The sequence below is a fragment of the Roseburia sp. 1XD42-34 genome (genome assembly GCF_009917385.1).
Classification (GTDB): domain Bacteria; phylum Bacillota; class Bacilli; order Bacillales; family Amphibacillaceae; genus Virgibacillus.
This window is the reverse complement of record NZ_QWLJ01000033.1, coordinates 38,038-54,241: the sequence shown is the minus strand read 5'-3', so window position 1 is coordinate 54,241 and position 16,204 is coordinate 38,038. Positions and strand designations below refer to the sequence as shown.

Here is a 16,204-nt window from a genome sequence, read left to right as displayed (position 1 = left end):
GAAATTGACATATTTACAAGCAAATTAGTAAGGAATAATAGGCGGAAAAATAATGCCTAAACATAATATACGAGGAGGATTATTCATGAAAAAAACGGGATTTATTTATGATGAAAGCTATTTTTGGCATCAAACTGGCAATGGAGCATTAAATCTTAGTTCTGGTGGTTGGATTCAAGAGGATATCCATGCTGAAAATCCAGAAACGAAGCGTCGGGTTAAAAATTTACTAGATCGTTCGAAATTTATTAAAGAATTCCAGCTTATTGAACCGAGAACAGCGACAAAACAGGAAATAGAAATGAATCATGACGCGGCGTATATTAAACGGCTAAAGCAGCTAAGTGATGCAGGTGGTGGTGATGTAGGAGAGCATGCAATTGTAGGTCCGAATTCGTATGAAATTGCCCTATTATCGGCTGGCGGGGTGTTGACTGCTGTGGATGCAGTCATGCAAGGAGAAGTGCAAAATGTCTATGCTCTTACACGTCCGCCTGGTCATCATGCTGAATTTGGAGAAGGGATGGGTTTTTGCTTAGTCAATAATGTTGCGATCGGTGCAAAGTATTTACATAAGCAATATGGTTTGAAGCGGATTCTGATTCTAGATTGGGATGTGCATCATGGAAATGGGACGGAGAGCGCTTTTTGCTCTAATCGAGATGTACTCTTTATTTCTATTCACCAAGAGAACATTTTTCCGAAAAATCGTGGGGAGATTACGTATATAGGTGAGGGAGAAGGTGAGGGCTTTAACGTAAATATTGAATTACCAGCCGGAACTGGAAATGAAGGGTATCAGTATGCATTTGAGCATGTAGTGGAGCCAATTGTAAACCAATTTCAGCCAGAATTTATTTTCGTATCAGCTGGTCAAGATCCAAGCCGATTTGATCCTTTAGGAAGAATGCTCGTTACAGCAGAGGGGTTTTACGACATGGGATTAAGAGTGAAACAATTGGCTGAAAAGCATTGTAGTGGACGCTTAGTCGCTTGCCACGAAGGTGGATACAGTACAGCATACGTTCCTTTTTGTACATTAAAAGTTATGGAAGCGTTATCTGGGAAAAAGAGTGGAATTGACGACCCATTTGATCAGGGGTACCATGAAGGCCCTTTGTATCCGAATCAGATGGAGGCGGTTCATAAAGTAATTGGTGTTCAGAGGAAGTATTGGGATTTGTAAAACAGCTTTATTAAGAGATAAGAAAGAGTATAAAGATTTTGGCTTTGGGATAACGAAATGAACCAAATAAGCTATGTCCGGCTCTAGTGCCCAGCAACTAGGCGACTTCACTCCATTGCCCTACGATAAGTCATCATTGGTTTGTTACCTCACCATGTTTCCTAATCAAGTGGTCTGGCCATGTTACTCATAATATCGCTCAGAAATTGTGCTTGTTAAAAACCGTAACAGAAATTCTTGCCAACTTTAAAATTACTTATTGCGTTAAAGATAAAAAAGAAGTCCTACTGGCATTAGAACAATTTCAAAGTAAATGAGAAAAGGCGTATCCACATGTCAGAGATGAAGTCCTCTAGTTAGTTTCTAAGGAGATCATCACATTTATCTCCTTTGGTCATGCATTTTATTTTTTAGACCTATCATAAAGGGTATTACATCTATTTTTGCTGATCCAAAAGTGAACAAATAAATAATATACTTTAACACAGCCCATTATAATCAAAAATTAAAGTTCGAAAGTTAAGGGGATCAGTATGACTTTAGTAATAATGAGTATATTTAAAAACAATGGGAAAACAGGATAATGAATTCTAATACGTCTCTTAATACTTAGAAAAAGTCTGAATAGCAAACTCAACCTTAGTTATCTTAATTCCACAAGCTAATTGACAGTGTTTTGCTCTACACATATAGTAATTGTATAAATATTTGATGCAATTATTGGCAATATATTATTGAAAATTTCCCATGTAAAATAGGAGGGAATAGAAATGGCAATGATTGAAAGGCAAACTAAAATTATGGAAATATTAAAGAAAAGAAAAGTCATCTCAACTCGTAAATTGGAATCTATATTATATAGTAGTACTTCCACTATAAGACGTGATTTAATTGAATTAGAAAAACAAGGGAGGGTAATTAGAGAACACGGGGAAGTAAGATTATCAATACCTAAAAACATGGATTATTCTTATGAATCCAGGTTAGATGAGCACGTAAAACTTAAATATTCAATAGCAGAAATAGCTTCTACTTTTATTGGATCGAACCAAGCCATTTTTTTAGATAGTTCTTCTACGGCTTCTTTTATTCTTCCTTTTCTAACAGAAATTGACAATTTGCGGATTATAACAAACAGTGTTGATCTAGCCCCTCACTTGAATAAAATGCCTAATGTCTCATTATTTATTACAGGAGGAGAAGTTATTCACGGGACAAATTCGATACTTGGAAACTTTGCAGTAAACTTTCTTGATAACTTTTATACAGATATTGCTATTTTTAGTTGTAGAGGTATTGATAATATTGGTAGTTATGAAGCCGACTATAACCAGGCTTTAATTAAACAAAAAATGATAAGTAACACCAAAAAGACTATATTATTAGTTGATTCTTCAAAATTTGATACCAGGCACTTTTTTAAATTAGCTCATTTTAGTGAAATTAATCACATAATCACAGATAAAAAACCAGATGATAAATTTCTCAATAATCTAAATCAAGATTGTGAAGTTGTTTGGCCTGGTTGTTAATTTTATATAAATGATTTCTCCATAAAAAAACAAAATTTTGATTTTGAAACCTCTTCTCCTTTAATGCGTTAGTCATAAGTAAGTTCTTGATCCTTCCATACTTTCAATTTTTTGTGGATATGCTCTGTTCCGGACCATTTATTTTCTTTCTCTGCTTCTCTTTATAGTGTATTTTATTTTACTTCTACGGTTAATTTATCCAAGTTAACCGACTATTGGTCCAGGCTATGCTCTAGTTCTTGAAACGTGGACAAAACCCCCATTTTTCCTTCTAAACAATCCTCTTTACCCCTCCTTTTATGATCATTATACCCATTATCCAGTATCTCAAAAATACCATACTTAGCGTATTCTTGAACAAATTTGAACGAAAAAGATAATGTTTTTGAACAAAAGCCAATACCCCTTCAGACCATTGAAATCGCTTTCCCTAGGATATATATTTTATTTAGTGGACAGAAAATGTAAAGGAGAGAATATTAATGGCTTTAAGTTATCCTAAACTTGGTATCAGACCTATTATAGACGGCCGTCATGGCGGTGTAAGAGAATCTTTGGAAGAAAAAACGATGACAATGGCTCGGTCAGCAAAAGAACTGATTGAAAATAACCTTCGCTATGCAGACGGAACTTCTGTTCAGTGTGTTTTAGCAGATCGAACGATTGGTGGAAGAGGGGACGCTGGAGCTGTTGATGAACTGTTTAAAGAAGAAAATATCGTTGGTACACTGTCTGTAACAGCGTCATGGAATTATGGAACAGAAACATTAGACTTAAATCCGAACACAATTAAAGGTATTTGGGGTTTTAATGGAACACAAAGACCTGGAGCGGTTTATGTTGCAGCCGCGATGGCTGCATATGCAGAAAAAGGATACCCAACGTATAAGATTTACGGAGAGGAAATTCAGGATTTAGATGATGATAGTATCCCTAAAGAAGTAGAAGATCAAATTTTAACCTTTGCTAAAGGGGTATTTGCTGTAGGGCAAATGCAAGGAAAGTCTTATGTCAATATTGGTTCCTCCTGTATGGGAATTGTTGGGTCTCAAGCTGATGATGACTTCTTTAATAAATATTTAGGAATGACTGTCGAATATGTTGATATGACAGAGATCTTAAGAAGAATGAAACTGGAGATTTACGATAAAAAAGAATATGAAAAAGCATTGGCTTGGATTAAGAAGTATTGTAAAGAAGGTACTGATATCAATGAAGGAAAGGATTTCCCAAAAATCATTGAAAAATCAAAAGTTATTCCTGCCGAAGAAGATTGGGAATTTATTGCAAAGCATGCGATCATAACTCGAGATATTTTATACAGTAATGAAACATTGGCAGAATTAGGGTGGGAAGAAGAAGCTAAAGGTCGTAATGCTATTTCTGGAGGCTTCCAAGGGCAAAGACAATGGACAGATTGGTTACCTAATGGAGATTTTACGGAAGCTATTATGACTTCAACTTTTGACTGGAATGGGCCAAGACCAGTGACTGCATTTGCGACAGAAAATGATACGTTGAATGGAGTTTCCATGCTCTTTGGAACTTTATTGACTAACAAAGCACCACTATTTTCTGATGTAAGAACTTACTGGAGTCCAGAATCTGTTGAGCGGGTGACGGGTCATAAATTAGGTGGAAAAGCCAAAAATGGAGTAATTCATTTAAAGAATTCAGGAGCTTCCGCTTTAGATTGGGCTGGTCCATTAACAGATAAACATGATAATCCTATCATGAAGGAATTTTGGAATATGACTGAAGATGATATAGAGAAAATCATGGCCAAAGTAGAATGGAATAGAGCTAATTATGAATATTTTCGTGGAGGAGGATTTTCATCGAGATTCTATACCGATGTTGAAATGCCAATGACAATGGCTCGAGTAAATCTCGTTAAAGGAGTAGGTCCAACTCTGCAAATTGCTGAAGGTTACAGCTGCGCTCTAGATAAAGAGCTCTCCGATATCTTAGATGAACGTACTGATAAAACGTGGCCGACAACTTGGTTTGCACCTAAATTAGGGGCGGCAGGGTTTGAGACTGTTTATAATGTAATGGCTAATTGGGGCTCAAATCATAGTGCTTCGGTTTATGGACATGTCGGACACGAATTCATTACCTTAGCAAGTATGCTGCGTATTCCGGTAGTGCTGCATAACGTTGAGGATGAAAGGATTTTTAGACCACATTCCTTTACTGGTTTTGGAACCAAAGAAAAAGAGCGAACTGATTTTGAAGCATGTCAGGAATATGGTCCACTATATAAATAATACCTCCTCGCTTGGAATGGGGTATCCATTCCAAGCGGAGAACATATTCTAAAAAGCACTCGAATTTCTACCAAAATGAAGAAAACATCTGGCCGATTAGAGAATAGGCGATAAATTGTAATTAGTTTTATAATTTAATTTTTAAGCTACAATGGAGGTATATATATGGGTCTGTTAGAAAAGGAACGAATACAACTAGTCGAGTACGGAAAGAAATTAATTGATTCTGGGTTAACAGTCGGCACTGGAGGAAATATTAGTCTTTTTGATAAAAAATCTGGTTATATGGCAATCACTCCAAGTGGTATGGATTACTATAAATTGCAAGAGGAAGATATTGTGATCATGGATTTGAACGGAAAAATTATTGAGGGTACCTTAAAACCTTCCAGCGAATATCAAATGCATGCAGTTGTTTATCAAAATCGCAAGGATGTGAATGCTATGATTCATACTCATGCGTTATATTCAACTACAATATCCTGTTTGCGAGAAGATTTACCAGCTATTGACTATCTTGTGGCTCATTCCGGTGGGAAGAATGTCCGCTGTGCTGAATATGCGGCTTATGGAACGAAAGAGCTAGCTGAGAATGCATTTAAAGCAATGGAGGGAAGGAAAGCCGTATTGCTTGCGAACCACGGTATAAATGTAGTCGGCAGTAACCTTGACGAGGCATTTGCGATCACGGAGCAATTGGAATTTTGTGCTCGTTTATATTGGCAATCAAAAGCAGTTGGAAATCCCGTAATTCTATCAGATGAAGAAATGGATAAGATGGTTACTAGATTTGTTACTTATGGACAATAAAGGATTCAAGTTTGGTCAATTCTACCGTTGCTCCTTACTTTGCTGGAGCCTCAATCCTAAAAACGTGTTAAACCCTTTTATTTACGAATAACACCATAACCTAATTCAATATGCATCATTTTTTAAAGGTATTTTCAAAGTCTTTAACTAGTCTTGGATATACGAGTCAAGGGAAAGATGGCTATTTCCAGCAACAGATATTATCTGTTGCTATGGACTTCTTTTTCAACCAAACAACATTTATAGTTGGATTGTGAGTTGGCTAAAGGATATCAATCTCCTATTTGTTTCTTAATCCAAAGCGTACTGAAAACACAAACTCATGATCTAATTATTTTAAAAAAGATTTTCCTAGTATTATTATAGCCTTACTTCCCTTTCAATATCAATTCTATATAAGGTTTAGTTAAGCAATGGTTACTTTATATTAGAATAAGTGAGGTGAATAACTAATGGCTTATAAAAAAATTTTAGCCGTTGATTTAGGGGCAAGCTCAGGAAGAGTTATGCAGGGGTTATTTGATGGTAAAAAAGTTGAACTATATGAAGTTCATCGATTTAATAATCATCCTATATCTGTTGGAGATAATTTATATTGGGATGTATTAAATCTTTTTCAACAAATTAAAAAAGGCATTGTAAAATCTTCTAATGATGGGATACCTATTGAATCAATTGCGGTAGACACTTGGGGGGTAGATTACTGTTATCTTGATAAAGATGGTGATCTTATCTCTAATCCACTCAGTTATCGTGATCAAAGAACGAAAAAATATGAAAATAAATTCTATAATAAGTTATCAAAAGTAGACTTCTTTACAAAAACTGGAGTTCAACCAGATTTAATTAATAGCATTAACCAAATCCACGCAGATCTAACTAGTAAACCATATCTGAAGAAAATAGTAAAAAAAGTGTTATTTATGCCTGATCTTATTACCTACTTATTGTCGGGTCAAATAATTAACGAATATACAATTTCGAGCACGAGTGGCTTATTAGATGTAAACTCCAGACAGTTTTCTAAGCAAATAATGGAAAAAATTGGTATACCAATTGATTGGTTTTCCACTATTTCAAAGGGAGGTAAAACTGTAGGTACCTTAACACCTGAGTTATGTAATGAATTAAGGGTAGACGCGTTCAAGGTCGTAGCCGGAGGAAGTCATGACACAGCGAGTGCAGTATTAGCTATCCCATACTTAAACTCCATTCAAGAAACTGCTTTTATTAGCAGTGGAACTTGGTCTTTAGTTGGTGTTGAATCCACGCATCCTGTAATCACAAATGAGGCCTTTGTAGCCGGGCTAACGAATGAAGGCACGTTTGGTGGTAATTATCGCATTTTAAAAAATACAACAGGATTGTGGATTTACAATGAATTAAGACGTGAATGGTCTCTAAAAGGAGAGAGGTTAGCACATAAAACTCTCGCCGCTCTCGCGGATGAAATAGAAGATAATAAATCGTACATTAATCCTAATGCTGATCCTTTTTCCAAACTAGGAAATATGGAAGAAAAGATACAAAACTTTTGCATGAAAACTAACCAAGAAATTCCAAAAGCTAAGAGGCGTTTGGTTAGAGTGATTTTAGAAAGCTTAGCAATGTCTTATCGAAATACAATTGAACAGATAGAAGATATTACTCATCGTCAAATTAACCAAATACAAATGGTAGGAGGAGGAATCCAAAACGAATTATTATGTCAACTTACAGCAGATTTTACGAATAGAGAAGTAATAGCAGGCCCCATAGAAGCAAGTTCTTTAGGAAATATAATTTCACAGCTCATAACTTTAGGGTTAATAAATAGAAGAGAAGATATTGTTGCATTAATTAAAAACTCTGAGGAAATTAAAATTTATAAACCTCGCAAAACTGCCTGTTTAGAAGATAAATATAATCAATTTTGTAATATCTTAATATGAAAGGGGACAAATAATATGTTAAAAAAAATACCGTCTATATTAAGTCCGAATTTAGTGAAAATATTAATGGAAATGGGTCATGGGGATGAATTAGTCATTTCAGATGCTAACTTTCCGGCAGAAAGGGTCGGGCAAAGAGTAGTAAGAGCGGATGGGCACACTGTTCCCGAGTTGTTAAAGGCAATTTTAGAGTTATTTCCACTCGATAAATATTCTAATTATCAATATGCGTTAATGGAAGTTGTTGAAGGTGATGATGTTGAACCCGTAATATGGAATGCGTATTCAGAAGTTATTGAGCGAGAACATCCGAATGCTCAAGTTAAATATATGGGACGATTTGATTTTTATAAACAAGCACAAGGCGCTTTTGCAGTTCTTATTACTGGTGAAACAGCGTTATATGGAAATGTAATTATAAAAAAAGGGGTAATATAACTCAACTTTTGCAGGATAAAAAAAGTATATGTTAATTTACGGTGTGTTTTTATATAAGCATTAAATTTATTGTGAATATAATCACAATAAATGGTTATTGTGCCTTAAAGATTCTGAAGAGATTTGCTATTCGTCTTGAAGGAACTTGATATTCCATGGGTGTCATAATTTCCGGATAATTACCTGGTCATTCATTGTGTAATCTCTTTTTAGGCAGGAAAATGAAACACTTTTTTGTTACTTGTATTCGATTACAATTCCAACAATAGTACCTAGTCAAGTCTTGCGCTAATAGAACGAATAATGATATTTTTACCATCGCTCGGTATCTCGGTAAGCCATCAACAGAACAAAAATTCTTAATTCATGTGGTGATAATGTATAAGCTTTTTCACCAAGCCAATTATGTTTTGGTTTTTCCGTTATCATTTTAATCAGCTTGTAGATTAAAGTCGAATTGGTACGTGAAAAAGAAGTATTAAAGCTACTATTTAGTACACATTCGAATCTGTAGTATTATGTTCCGATGTAGTTAGTTTGCAGTGAAACCAAATAGCCAAGGTTTAGCCATTGATTTTTTACTATTTAGTTGAAGGAGAAAGATGAAATGATTTCTGGAAAAAAGCTTGTAAATAACAAATCGATATATGAAAGCGAAGCAATAGCTTTTAAAGAAAAATTAGCATATGGGCTTGGAGATGGAGCCACTGCTTTTGCGGCAATAAGTGTTGCTTCTTTTTCAATGTTTTATTTAACAGATTATGTTGGTATAAATGCAACAATATTAGGAGCAATTTTGTTTTTTAGTCGATTTTTTGATGCTGCTACAAATGTTATAATGGGACACTTTGTTGATAAAACTACTTCCAAACATGGAAAAGCTCGTCCATGGGTTTTATGGACAATTATTCCTTTCGCAATAACATTGGTACTATCATTTTCAATACCAACTGGTTGGGGCGAAACAGCAACTTTAGTATATGTCGCTGTTATTATTAACGTATATTTTATAGCATACACAGCAAGTAATATACCGTATGGGACTTTAGGGAGTTTAATATCAAGAAATCAGAATGTAAGAAGTGACTTAAATATTTTGCGCATGATTTCTTATTTTGCGATGTCTATTATACTAGGTGCAATTACAATGCCTCTTGTCGAAATGTTTGGAGGAAAAGCAATATCCTGGACGTATGTAATGATTCTATATGCAATTGGGATGTCTCTCGTTTTCCTTTTCACTTTCCGAAATACTAAGGAACGAGTACAATCTGCAGCTGATTCTGAGGAGCAAGAGAATCTTTCGTTCGGTCGATCATTAAAGTTAGTAGTGACGAATAAATATTGGATTATCTTATTCTTTATTATACTTTTTGCGTGGTCATTATTGTTTATGTTAAATAACGTGAACGTCTATTACGCAGAGCATATTTTAAACAATGCTAAATATGTTGGGGCGCTTAATACTTTCTTTACGGGTGGATTACTTGTTGGTTTTTTAACGATTTCTTTTGTGATTAAAAGACTTGGAAGAAGAAAAACCATAATTATTGGGTTAATTGCTCTGATTGCTAGCAGTTTATTCATGTTATTTGATTCAACTAGCCTTGTGCTTATCGGGATTAGCTCCGTTATTCGAGGCCTGGGATTTTCTCCAATTATGGGGACTGCATATGCTATGCTTGCTGATGTTATTGATTATGGTGAATGGAAAAATGGTTTGCGAAACGAAGGACTTACGTTTGCTGGTGGAACTTTCGCCACAACAGTAGGAACAGGAGCAGCTTCTGGGGGAGTAGGATTGTTTTTAGGAGCAAACGGGTATATTAGCAGCATTGGCACAACGCAACCTGCAGCTGTATACGATGCTATTACATTTCTTTTTATACTTGCACCTGCAGTTTTAGGAGTATTACTAATTGTCTTATTTTATTTTTATGACTTAGATACTTTTTATTCAAAAATTGTAAATGATATTAGAGAAAGGGCAGCAGTTAAAAACTAGCGTTACAGGTTGAAATTAAAAATGAAGTAGCTAAGGATTTTTGCTTCATAATCTCTGTTCTACTGATTATAATTGCAAAATATCCTAATAAAGAATCTGTACCAAAGGTAATCATCAACTAATAAATAAAAAGGAAAAAATATCGTGTTGTGGATAAAAGTGACATTCAAAAGCTGTTAAAGCCTTGAAAAAAGTAGTGCGTTCCTATTCCCCCCACAATGAATGGGGGGAATGAACGTAAAATCCTAAAAACACGCTTATATACTACGTGAACTTAGAAATTGATTTTTAGGTTTTTTAGAAAAGAACTTTTTCAGTGTTTGCACTAACTACAAGAAGGGCTTTATATAAGGAGCTGTAAAACTTCCATTTTGGTAGTCGTTGGCTAATCTGGACTGTAACAAGTGTAAATGGAGGATAACAGCAACATGAACTCCCAACTTCATAAGCGGTATTATCCCATTATGGCACAACCAATAGGAGCTGGAAGGAAATCCTTACTTATTGAAGATTAATTTACTGCTAAAAAGCTGATTCACTTTAGACAGAGAGCCTCTTCATATTCAGCTATAAAGGGAGATTGGTGGAAATTTTTCGCACTTTCATACAACCTTTTCTTTCAATAATATGTGCAATTTATATTTTTCGTAAAGCTTACGTGACGATATCCTTTTATTCGCTCAAGAACCATTAAGGAGCGCTTATGTTCTATTCATGTTCATTATTAAATGTAGATAATAGAGAAGATAGTGCTCCATTTTCAATTGATACCCAAAATGACTTTAATAGCAAACTAAATAACGTACCTTTTTAAACCAACTGGTAAATACCACATACTATTGTTCTTTTAAAGAAAAAGGAACAATTGACTAACTAAAATATATTATAAAGGAACTAAAAAGTTATTGACCTGACATTATGAAATTTATACCCGCCATAAAGTTTAATTAGTTTTATTTTACAACTTCCTGTCCACGTACATTCCATGTGATGGCAAATAAACCAACCGAAAGTATGCAAGACACGGTTAACAGCATAAATCCTGCATCCCAGCTGAAGTGTTGCACAACAAATCCCATAATAGCGTTCGCTGATACGGCACCACCGATATATCCAAAGAAACCAGTTAATCCAGCAGCAGTACCTGCAGCTTTTTTAGGTACAAAATCAAGCGCCTGTAAACCAATTAGCATAACCGGACCATAAATTAAGAAACCAATAGCGATTAATGCCATGTTGTCAATCAGAGGATTACCGGCGGGGTTAAACCAATATACAAGCACTGCAATCATTACCCCGATCATAAACACTACACCCGCTGGTCCACGACGTCCTTTAAATACTTTATCAGAAATATAACCACATAATAATGTACCAGGAATACCTGCCCATTCATATAGGAAGTAAGCAATTCCTGATTCACTCATATTAAATCCTTTTTCTTCGCTTAAATAGGTTGGAGCCCAATCCAATACACCGTAGCGTACGAAATAAACAAATATATTGGCAATAGCAATAGCCCATACCCATTTATTGTTTAACACATATTTAAATAGAATTTTCTTTAGTGGTTAGTTCAGTCTCAAATGTTTTTTTGGATTTACTTGGGTAGTCATCACGATGTTCTTCAATCGGTGGTAGACCGACGGATTGTGGAGTATCACGAATTAATACAAAAGCAATAATTGCAATTACAACAGCGACTAGAGCCGGAAGAACAAATACTCCTTTATATCCTATCGAAGTTGCTCCGAAATATGTGGTCGCAAGGGACACACCGCCAATGGCTAATGGAGCCATAAGTCCTCCTCCAACATTGTGAGCTACATTCCAAATAGCGGTTTTGCCTCCGCGTTCACTAACACTAAACCAGTGTACGAGCACACGACCAGATGGCGGCCAGCCCATTCCCTGAACCCAGCCATTAAGAAACAGCATAATAAACATGATGGTAATGGTTGAAGTAAAGAAAGGAACAAATCCCATTAACAAGTTTATAGTTGCAGATAAAATTAAACCAGTAACTAGAAAAACTCTTGCGTTACTCCTATCTGAGACAGTTGCCATGACGAATTTACTTATCCCATATGCAATGGAAATAGCTGATAACGCTAACCCTAATTCTCCCTTTGAGAACCCTTCTTCAGTCAGATAAGGCATCGCGATCGAAAAGTTTTTACGAATTAAATAGTAAGCTGCATAGCCAATGAAAATTCCCATAAAGACCTGAAACCTAAGTTTTTTATACCCGGAATCTATCTTATCCTCTGGTAATCTTTCCTTGGCCGGAGCTGGTTTGAACAATTCTAACACATATCTCCCCTCCATGTTTAAAAATATTAGAGATCCATTTCCCCTTTGGGATACAAGGTGTATTCTCCCTTCCTTTTATAAAAGTAAGTTAATTAGAGGGCGAACAGAGATTTAACATAAAAGGAACCATACTGAGATATATACTTTCTGCAAATGAAAGTATATAAATAGTATGGTCTCCTAATCTCCGCTACCTCTTAACTTGTAAAACAAGAATACAAGATCATCCAACAGATGTCAACGCTTACATTCATTAAAAAAACACAGGACTCATGTCCAGAATTCGCTGGAGTTCACAACTTTTTCGCCGAAGTTTACAATTATAACGACGGTGGAATGCAGCGAGATATTTAACTTGAAACAAATGGTCTCGCTCGTGTCTCAGAACCAAACTCTCGAACGGGTATTTCAAGACAGAGATAAAACCGCCACATTACGGCCCTGCAAATTGCTGATCCATTCTTTGTCTATCGTATTCTAATAAAAATGATGTGCGAGAATCATATAATGCTTGTAAAGGAGTTTTCGCTTTTCCTGCCACGTCTAAACCGCGATCATCGTATAAATAATAAACCACGCCGTCCTTTATTCGGACTATATATAACTCGAAATCATTGAAAATCCCCTTGCCCGTAAAATCTTTCCAAATGCACTTCTGAATCCATGCTCTTTTCTTTACGTTTGCGACGGTAGTTTTCACGGCAAAGCGGTGCAGCTTTGTTTTATCATCTTCATCATCATATGGATTTGGCAAGACCTCGTAACTAAGCTGACATAATGCAGGGCGCTCATAAAAATAGCGATTCAAGAAGCAGTGCCTGCGATATGTTTCTGGTCGGGCATGATATTTTTGTAACACTACGTACACTTCCTCTTCCGGTTTAAATAAATCGTTCCAAACCATTTGCGCCCTTTGTTCAGCAATTTTAAAGTAGTTGGGATCACTGGTTGAATATTCAACTGGTCCAATTTCAAATCGCAATCCAACAGGCATGGTATAAAAAAGTGGTGCATGTAAGCCATTTTGATATATAGATGACCACCATTGGTGAAATGTCAAATGATAACCTCCTTAGTTGTGCTGTAGTGGCTAATACTAGAGAACCTACATAAACGTTATTATTTAGATTGTCAGAATAAAGAAGAGAAGGGTTCGGCGTCGGCAGTAATATATTCCACGAAGAAAAAGGATGTTCACGGATGTTGTGAAGTTAACCTTGATCTACAATTTCAACAAAAAAATACTTATTAAATGAAGTTTCACTTAAATCCTTAATAAATTCAAGTATTTCTTGAAAAATTCCTTCAAATTCCCTGTTTTGGAATCAGAAGCTAGAAGCAGTAAATGTAAAGGTTCTACAAAGAAGCTTTTTATGGAGTCCGAAAAAGAGTTATCCTGATTGATTTTCTAATTATATGGTTTATCGAGTATTAGTTATGCGGAGATTTGTATAAAAGGAGAATAGTTTTATATATATTGAGGTAAAAAGTATGAGTTTTGTTCATAATAGCTCTAGATATAGATGGTTCGACAGTTCATAAGCATAATGTCTATTTCATCTTCGAATCCCAGCCCAGTGCCAGCAATTATTCTTAGTTGGGTTCCTGATGTAATATAATTCATACCAAAAGAAATTTTCCGCTTAGAGACTAATAGGATATCGCTTGTTTTAATAAAGGATAAAAGTAAACTAACCAAGGTCGCAAAGTATCGCCGTAGATCTGCTATGCAGTGTGTTATAATAATGGAAAATAATCTGCTTTTAGCCCCAGGTATATTTAGCAGTTGGTTATGAAAAACTGGTTATGGAAAAGTGTTTTTGCATGTGTTATATGTTGTGGAGGGTTATTAATAAGATGGATATAGTTCAATCATTATTCTAGTTGCGGGAAATTTAGCATAAAAAAACTGCGTCTACGTCATTGGAGTAGGGAATGCAAAGCGACTTTGCAGAAGCTTACAAGGACTTAGAAGTATTTAGGGAGGTCGTCCTAAACATGAATTTAGAGGTGCTGATTAATAAATACTATGATCAATTAAATGATAATGATTTACACGTCATCAGTTATGTTAGCCAAAATATAGAGTTATGTAAGGATAAAACGGTAACAGAGATTGCTAAGTATTGCAATGTCTCGCCTTCTACGATCATTAGAACAACGAAGAAACTAGGCTTCCATGGCTATAGTGAATTTCGCTATTTTCTAAAAGAAGAAGCGGATCGCAGGAAAGAAACCAGGGTGCCAAATAACCAATATTTCAATAGCTCAGTTATACTAAAAGATGTGAAGGAAACGATTAAACTTTTTGAACAGGATAAAAGTTTAGAAAAAATATATCAATTATTTTTAGAGTCCGATCATATTTTTGCTTATGGAACCGGATATGGGCAAAATTTAATGCTTAAAGACTTTTCAAGATGTTTATTGAACAATAATATTTATTTAAATATCATACCAAGTAAAACTGAACTTGAATTAATCTCTCAAAGTATCACTCCGAATGATTTATTAATAGTTGCCTCTTTATCTGGGAATATGAAATCCATTGATTCGATGGTTAGAAATATTGCTGTAAAGCAGGTACCGATGGTTTCAGTTACTGTTTTTTCCAGAAATGAATTAGCTTATTTAGCAGACTATAATCTTTATTATCAAGTGTCTAATTTAAATAAAATTAGCCAATTAAACAACTCATCATTTTGTACATTAAATCTGGTATTAAGTTTATTGTACGAGGGGTTTATCAATTATCTAAAAGAGGTCGAATGAACGTTGTATGTCGCTAGATCATGAACATGTTATAGGCGATCTTTTAAATGTAACGGGAGGATTATCGGGATAATGAGTATAACTGATAATCCTCCCGTTGGTTTATCCCGCATATAAGATGATCCCACTTCAGGATTTGGGTAAGCTGTAAGTCTAAGACGGAGATAACAGCACCTAAGTGCCCTAAGGTCTTTAGGTTATACCATTACGGTACTAACAAGCCATGGAGGATGAATGAAAACCTAACTAATTGAAAATTCACTTTATCGATATATTTAACTACGCTATACTTACTGTTAATACTACAGAATCTTTTGTTGTAGCTCCATAGGTATATTCCATTTTCTCCACTTTGTCCATATTTGTAATGATAAGAGGCGTGATAGCAGATTTGGCATTTTCTTTTATGAAATCTATATTAAAAGAAATTAATTTTTGCCCGACTATAACCTTGTCGCCAACACCTATAAAACTTTTAAACCCTTCCCCTGATAAATTCACCGTGTCTATTCCAATATGCAATAATATTTCTAAACCATGATTGGATTTGATTCCTACCGCATGCATTGTCGGGAATACTTGAATGACTTCTCCATCCATTGGTGCATATAATATGCCTTCTGTCGGTTCGAAAGCGACGCCATCTCCCATCATTTTTGAAGCAAATACTTCATCCGGAACTTCAGATAGAGGAAGTGCAGTTCCCATAATTGGCGATTTTATTTTAATTGGTTTATTCTTCTTTTTAAAAAAGTTTAACATTGAACGAACTCCCTACATCGTATGTTTAGTATTTAAATGAATATTCTGGTTTATCTCGGATAGATACACTGTTTAATCGATAAAAGATAGAACCACAAGGATTCAAGTATTTTATTGTGTTAAGCGAATTTAGATAATTTACTACTCGTATGGTGTCCTGTAGCCATTGAACAGTTCTGTATATT

At 35.2% G+C, this 16,204-nt stretch carries 12 protein-coding genes; 8 read left to right on the top strand and 4 right to left on the bottom strand.

Translation table 11 applies throughout. From position 1 onward, the window contains the following. Positions 1–85: 85 nt before the first annotated feature. The 7 genes from D1839_RS15175 (at position 86) to D1839_RS15145 (ending at position 10,172) form a co-directional block, all read left to right on the top strand. Positions 86–1,186 (top strand): class II histone deacetylase, encoded by a 1,101-nt coding sequence (locus D1839_RS15175; protein ID WP_120380741.1) that lies wholly within the window; start codon positions 86–88, stop codon positions 1,184–1,186. A gap of 770 nt (positions 1,187–1,956) precedes the next feature. Next, positions 1,957–2,718: a DeoR/GlpR family DNA-binding transcription regulator gene (locus D1839_RS15170; protein ID WP_120380740.1), complete on the top strand. Its 762-nt coding sequence runs from the start codon at positions 1,957–1,959 to the stop codon at positions 2,716–2,718. Positions 2,719–3,200: 482 nt separating this feature from the next. After that, positions 3,201–4,988 (top strand): L-fucose isomerase, encoded by a 1,788-nt coding sequence (locus D1839_RS15165; protein ID WP_120380739.1) that lies wholly within the window; start codon positions 3,201–3,203, stop codon positions 4,986–4,988. 165 nt (positions 4,989–5,153) lie between these two features. Then, positions 5,154–5,798, top strand: a complete 645-nt coding sequence (locus tag D1839_RS15160) for an L-fuculose-phosphate aldolase (RefSeq protein WP_120380738.1) — start codon at positions 5,154–5,156, stop codon at positions 5,796–5,798. A 452-nt stretch (positions 5,799–6,250) separates the two neighbouring features. After that, positions 6,251–7,729 (top strand): rhamnulokinase, encoded by a 1,479-nt coding sequence (locus tag D1839_RS15155; RefSeq protein WP_120380737.1) that lies wholly within the window; start codon positions 6,251–6,253, stop codon positions 7,727–7,729. Between the two features lie 15 nt (positions 7,730–7,744). Next, positions 7,745–8,167 carry an L-fucose mutarotase gene (fucU, locus tag D1839_RS15150; RefSeq protein ID WP_120380736.1) on the top strand — a complete coding sequence of 141 codons (423 nt, stop codon included), beginning with the start codon at positions 7,745–7,747 and terminating at the stop codon, positions 8,165–8,167. A gap of 607 nt (positions 8,168–8,774) precedes the next feature. After that, the gene (locus D1839_RS15145; protein WP_120380735.1) at positions 8,775–10,172 is read left to right on the top strand and encodes an MFS transporter; all 1,398 of its coding nucleotides are present in this window, start codon (positions 8,775–8,777) and stop codon (positions 10,170–10,172) included. 953 nt (positions 10,173–11,125) lie between these two features. Here D1839_RS15145 and D1839_RS21125 read toward each other — a convergent pair. From D1839_RS21125 to D1839_RS15135, 3 genes are all read right to left on the bottom strand, one after another. After that, entirely contained in the window at positions 11,126–11,716 is a 591-nt protein-coding gene (locus tag D1839_RS21125) for an MFS transporter (protein ID WP_330585552.1), read from the bottom strand. Positions 11,717–11,720: 4 nt separating this feature from the next. Then, positions 11,721–12,485: an MFS transporter gene (locus D1839_RS21120; RefSeq protein WP_330585551.1), complete on the bottom strand. Its 765-nt coding sequence runs from the start codon at positions 12,483–12,485 to the stop codon at positions 11,721–11,723. A 433-nt stretch (positions 12,486–12,918) separates the two neighbouring features. Beyond that, complete coding sequence (locus D1839_RS15135) at positions 12,919–13,545, bottom strand: DUF3885 domain-containing protein (RefSeq protein WP_120380734.1); 627 nt, start codon at positions 13,543–13,545, stop codon at positions 12,919–12,921. Between the two features lie 938 nt (positions 13,546–14,483). On the opposite strand from D1839_RS15135, the gene D1839_RS15130 reads away from it, so the two are divergent. After that, positions 14,484–15,257: a MurR/RpiR family transcriptional regulator gene (locus D1839_RS15130; RefSeq protein ID WP_050349570.1), complete on the top strand. Its 774-nt coding sequence runs from the start codon at positions 14,484–14,486 to the stop codon at positions 15,255–15,257. A gap of 279 nt (positions 15,258–15,536) precedes the next feature. Here D1839_RS15130 and D1839_RS15125 read toward each other — a convergent pair whose 3' ends face one another. Continuing rightward, positions 15,537–16,019: a PTS sugar transporter subunit IIA gene (locus D1839_RS15125; protein ID WP_120380733.1), complete on the bottom strand. Its 483-nt coding sequence runs from the start codon at positions 16,017–16,019 to the stop codon at positions 15,537–15,539. Between the last annotated feature and the right edge of the window lie 185 nt (positions 16,020–16,204).

What these genes read in the sequence shown, in the direction of transcription:
- D1839_RS15175 (WP_120380741.1), top strand. Translation starts at nt 86, where the DNA reads ATGAAAAAAACGGGATTTATTTATGATGAAAGCTATTTTTGGCATCAA.
- D1839_RS15125 (WP_120380733.1), bottom strand. Translation starts at nt 16,019, where the DNA reads ATGTTAAACTTTTTTAAAAAGAAGAATAAACCAATTAAAATAAAATCG.
- D1839_RS15130 (WP_050349570.1), top strand. Translation starts at nt 14,484, where the DNA reads ATGAATTTAGAGGTGCTGATTAATAAATACTATGATCAATTAAATGAT.
- D1839_RS15155 (WP_120380737.1), top strand. Translation starts at nt 6,251, where the DNA reads ATGGCTTATAAAAAAATTTTAGCCGTTGATTTAGGGGCAAGCTCAGGA.
- D1839_RS15170 (WP_120380740.1), top strand. Translation starts at nt 1,957, where the DNA reads ATGGCAATGATTGAAAGGCAAACTAAAATTATGGAAATATTAAAGAAA.
- D1839_RS15160 (WP_120380738.1), top strand. Translation starts at nt 5,154, where the DNA reads ATGGGTCTGTTAGAAAAGGAACGAATACAACTAGTCGAGTACGGAAAG.
- fucU (WP_120380736.1), top strand. Translation starts at nt 7,745, where the DNA reads ATGTTAAAAAAAATACCGTCTATATTAAGTCCGAATTTAGTGAAAATA.
- D1839_RS15165 (WP_120380739.1), top strand. Translation starts at nt 3,201, where the DNA reads ATGGCTTTAAGTTATCCTAAACTTGGTATCAGACCTATTATAGACGGC.
- D1839_RS15145 (WP_120380735.1), top strand. Translation starts at nt 8,775, where the DNA reads ATGATTTCTGGAAAAAAGCTTGTAAATAACAAATCGATATATGAAAGC.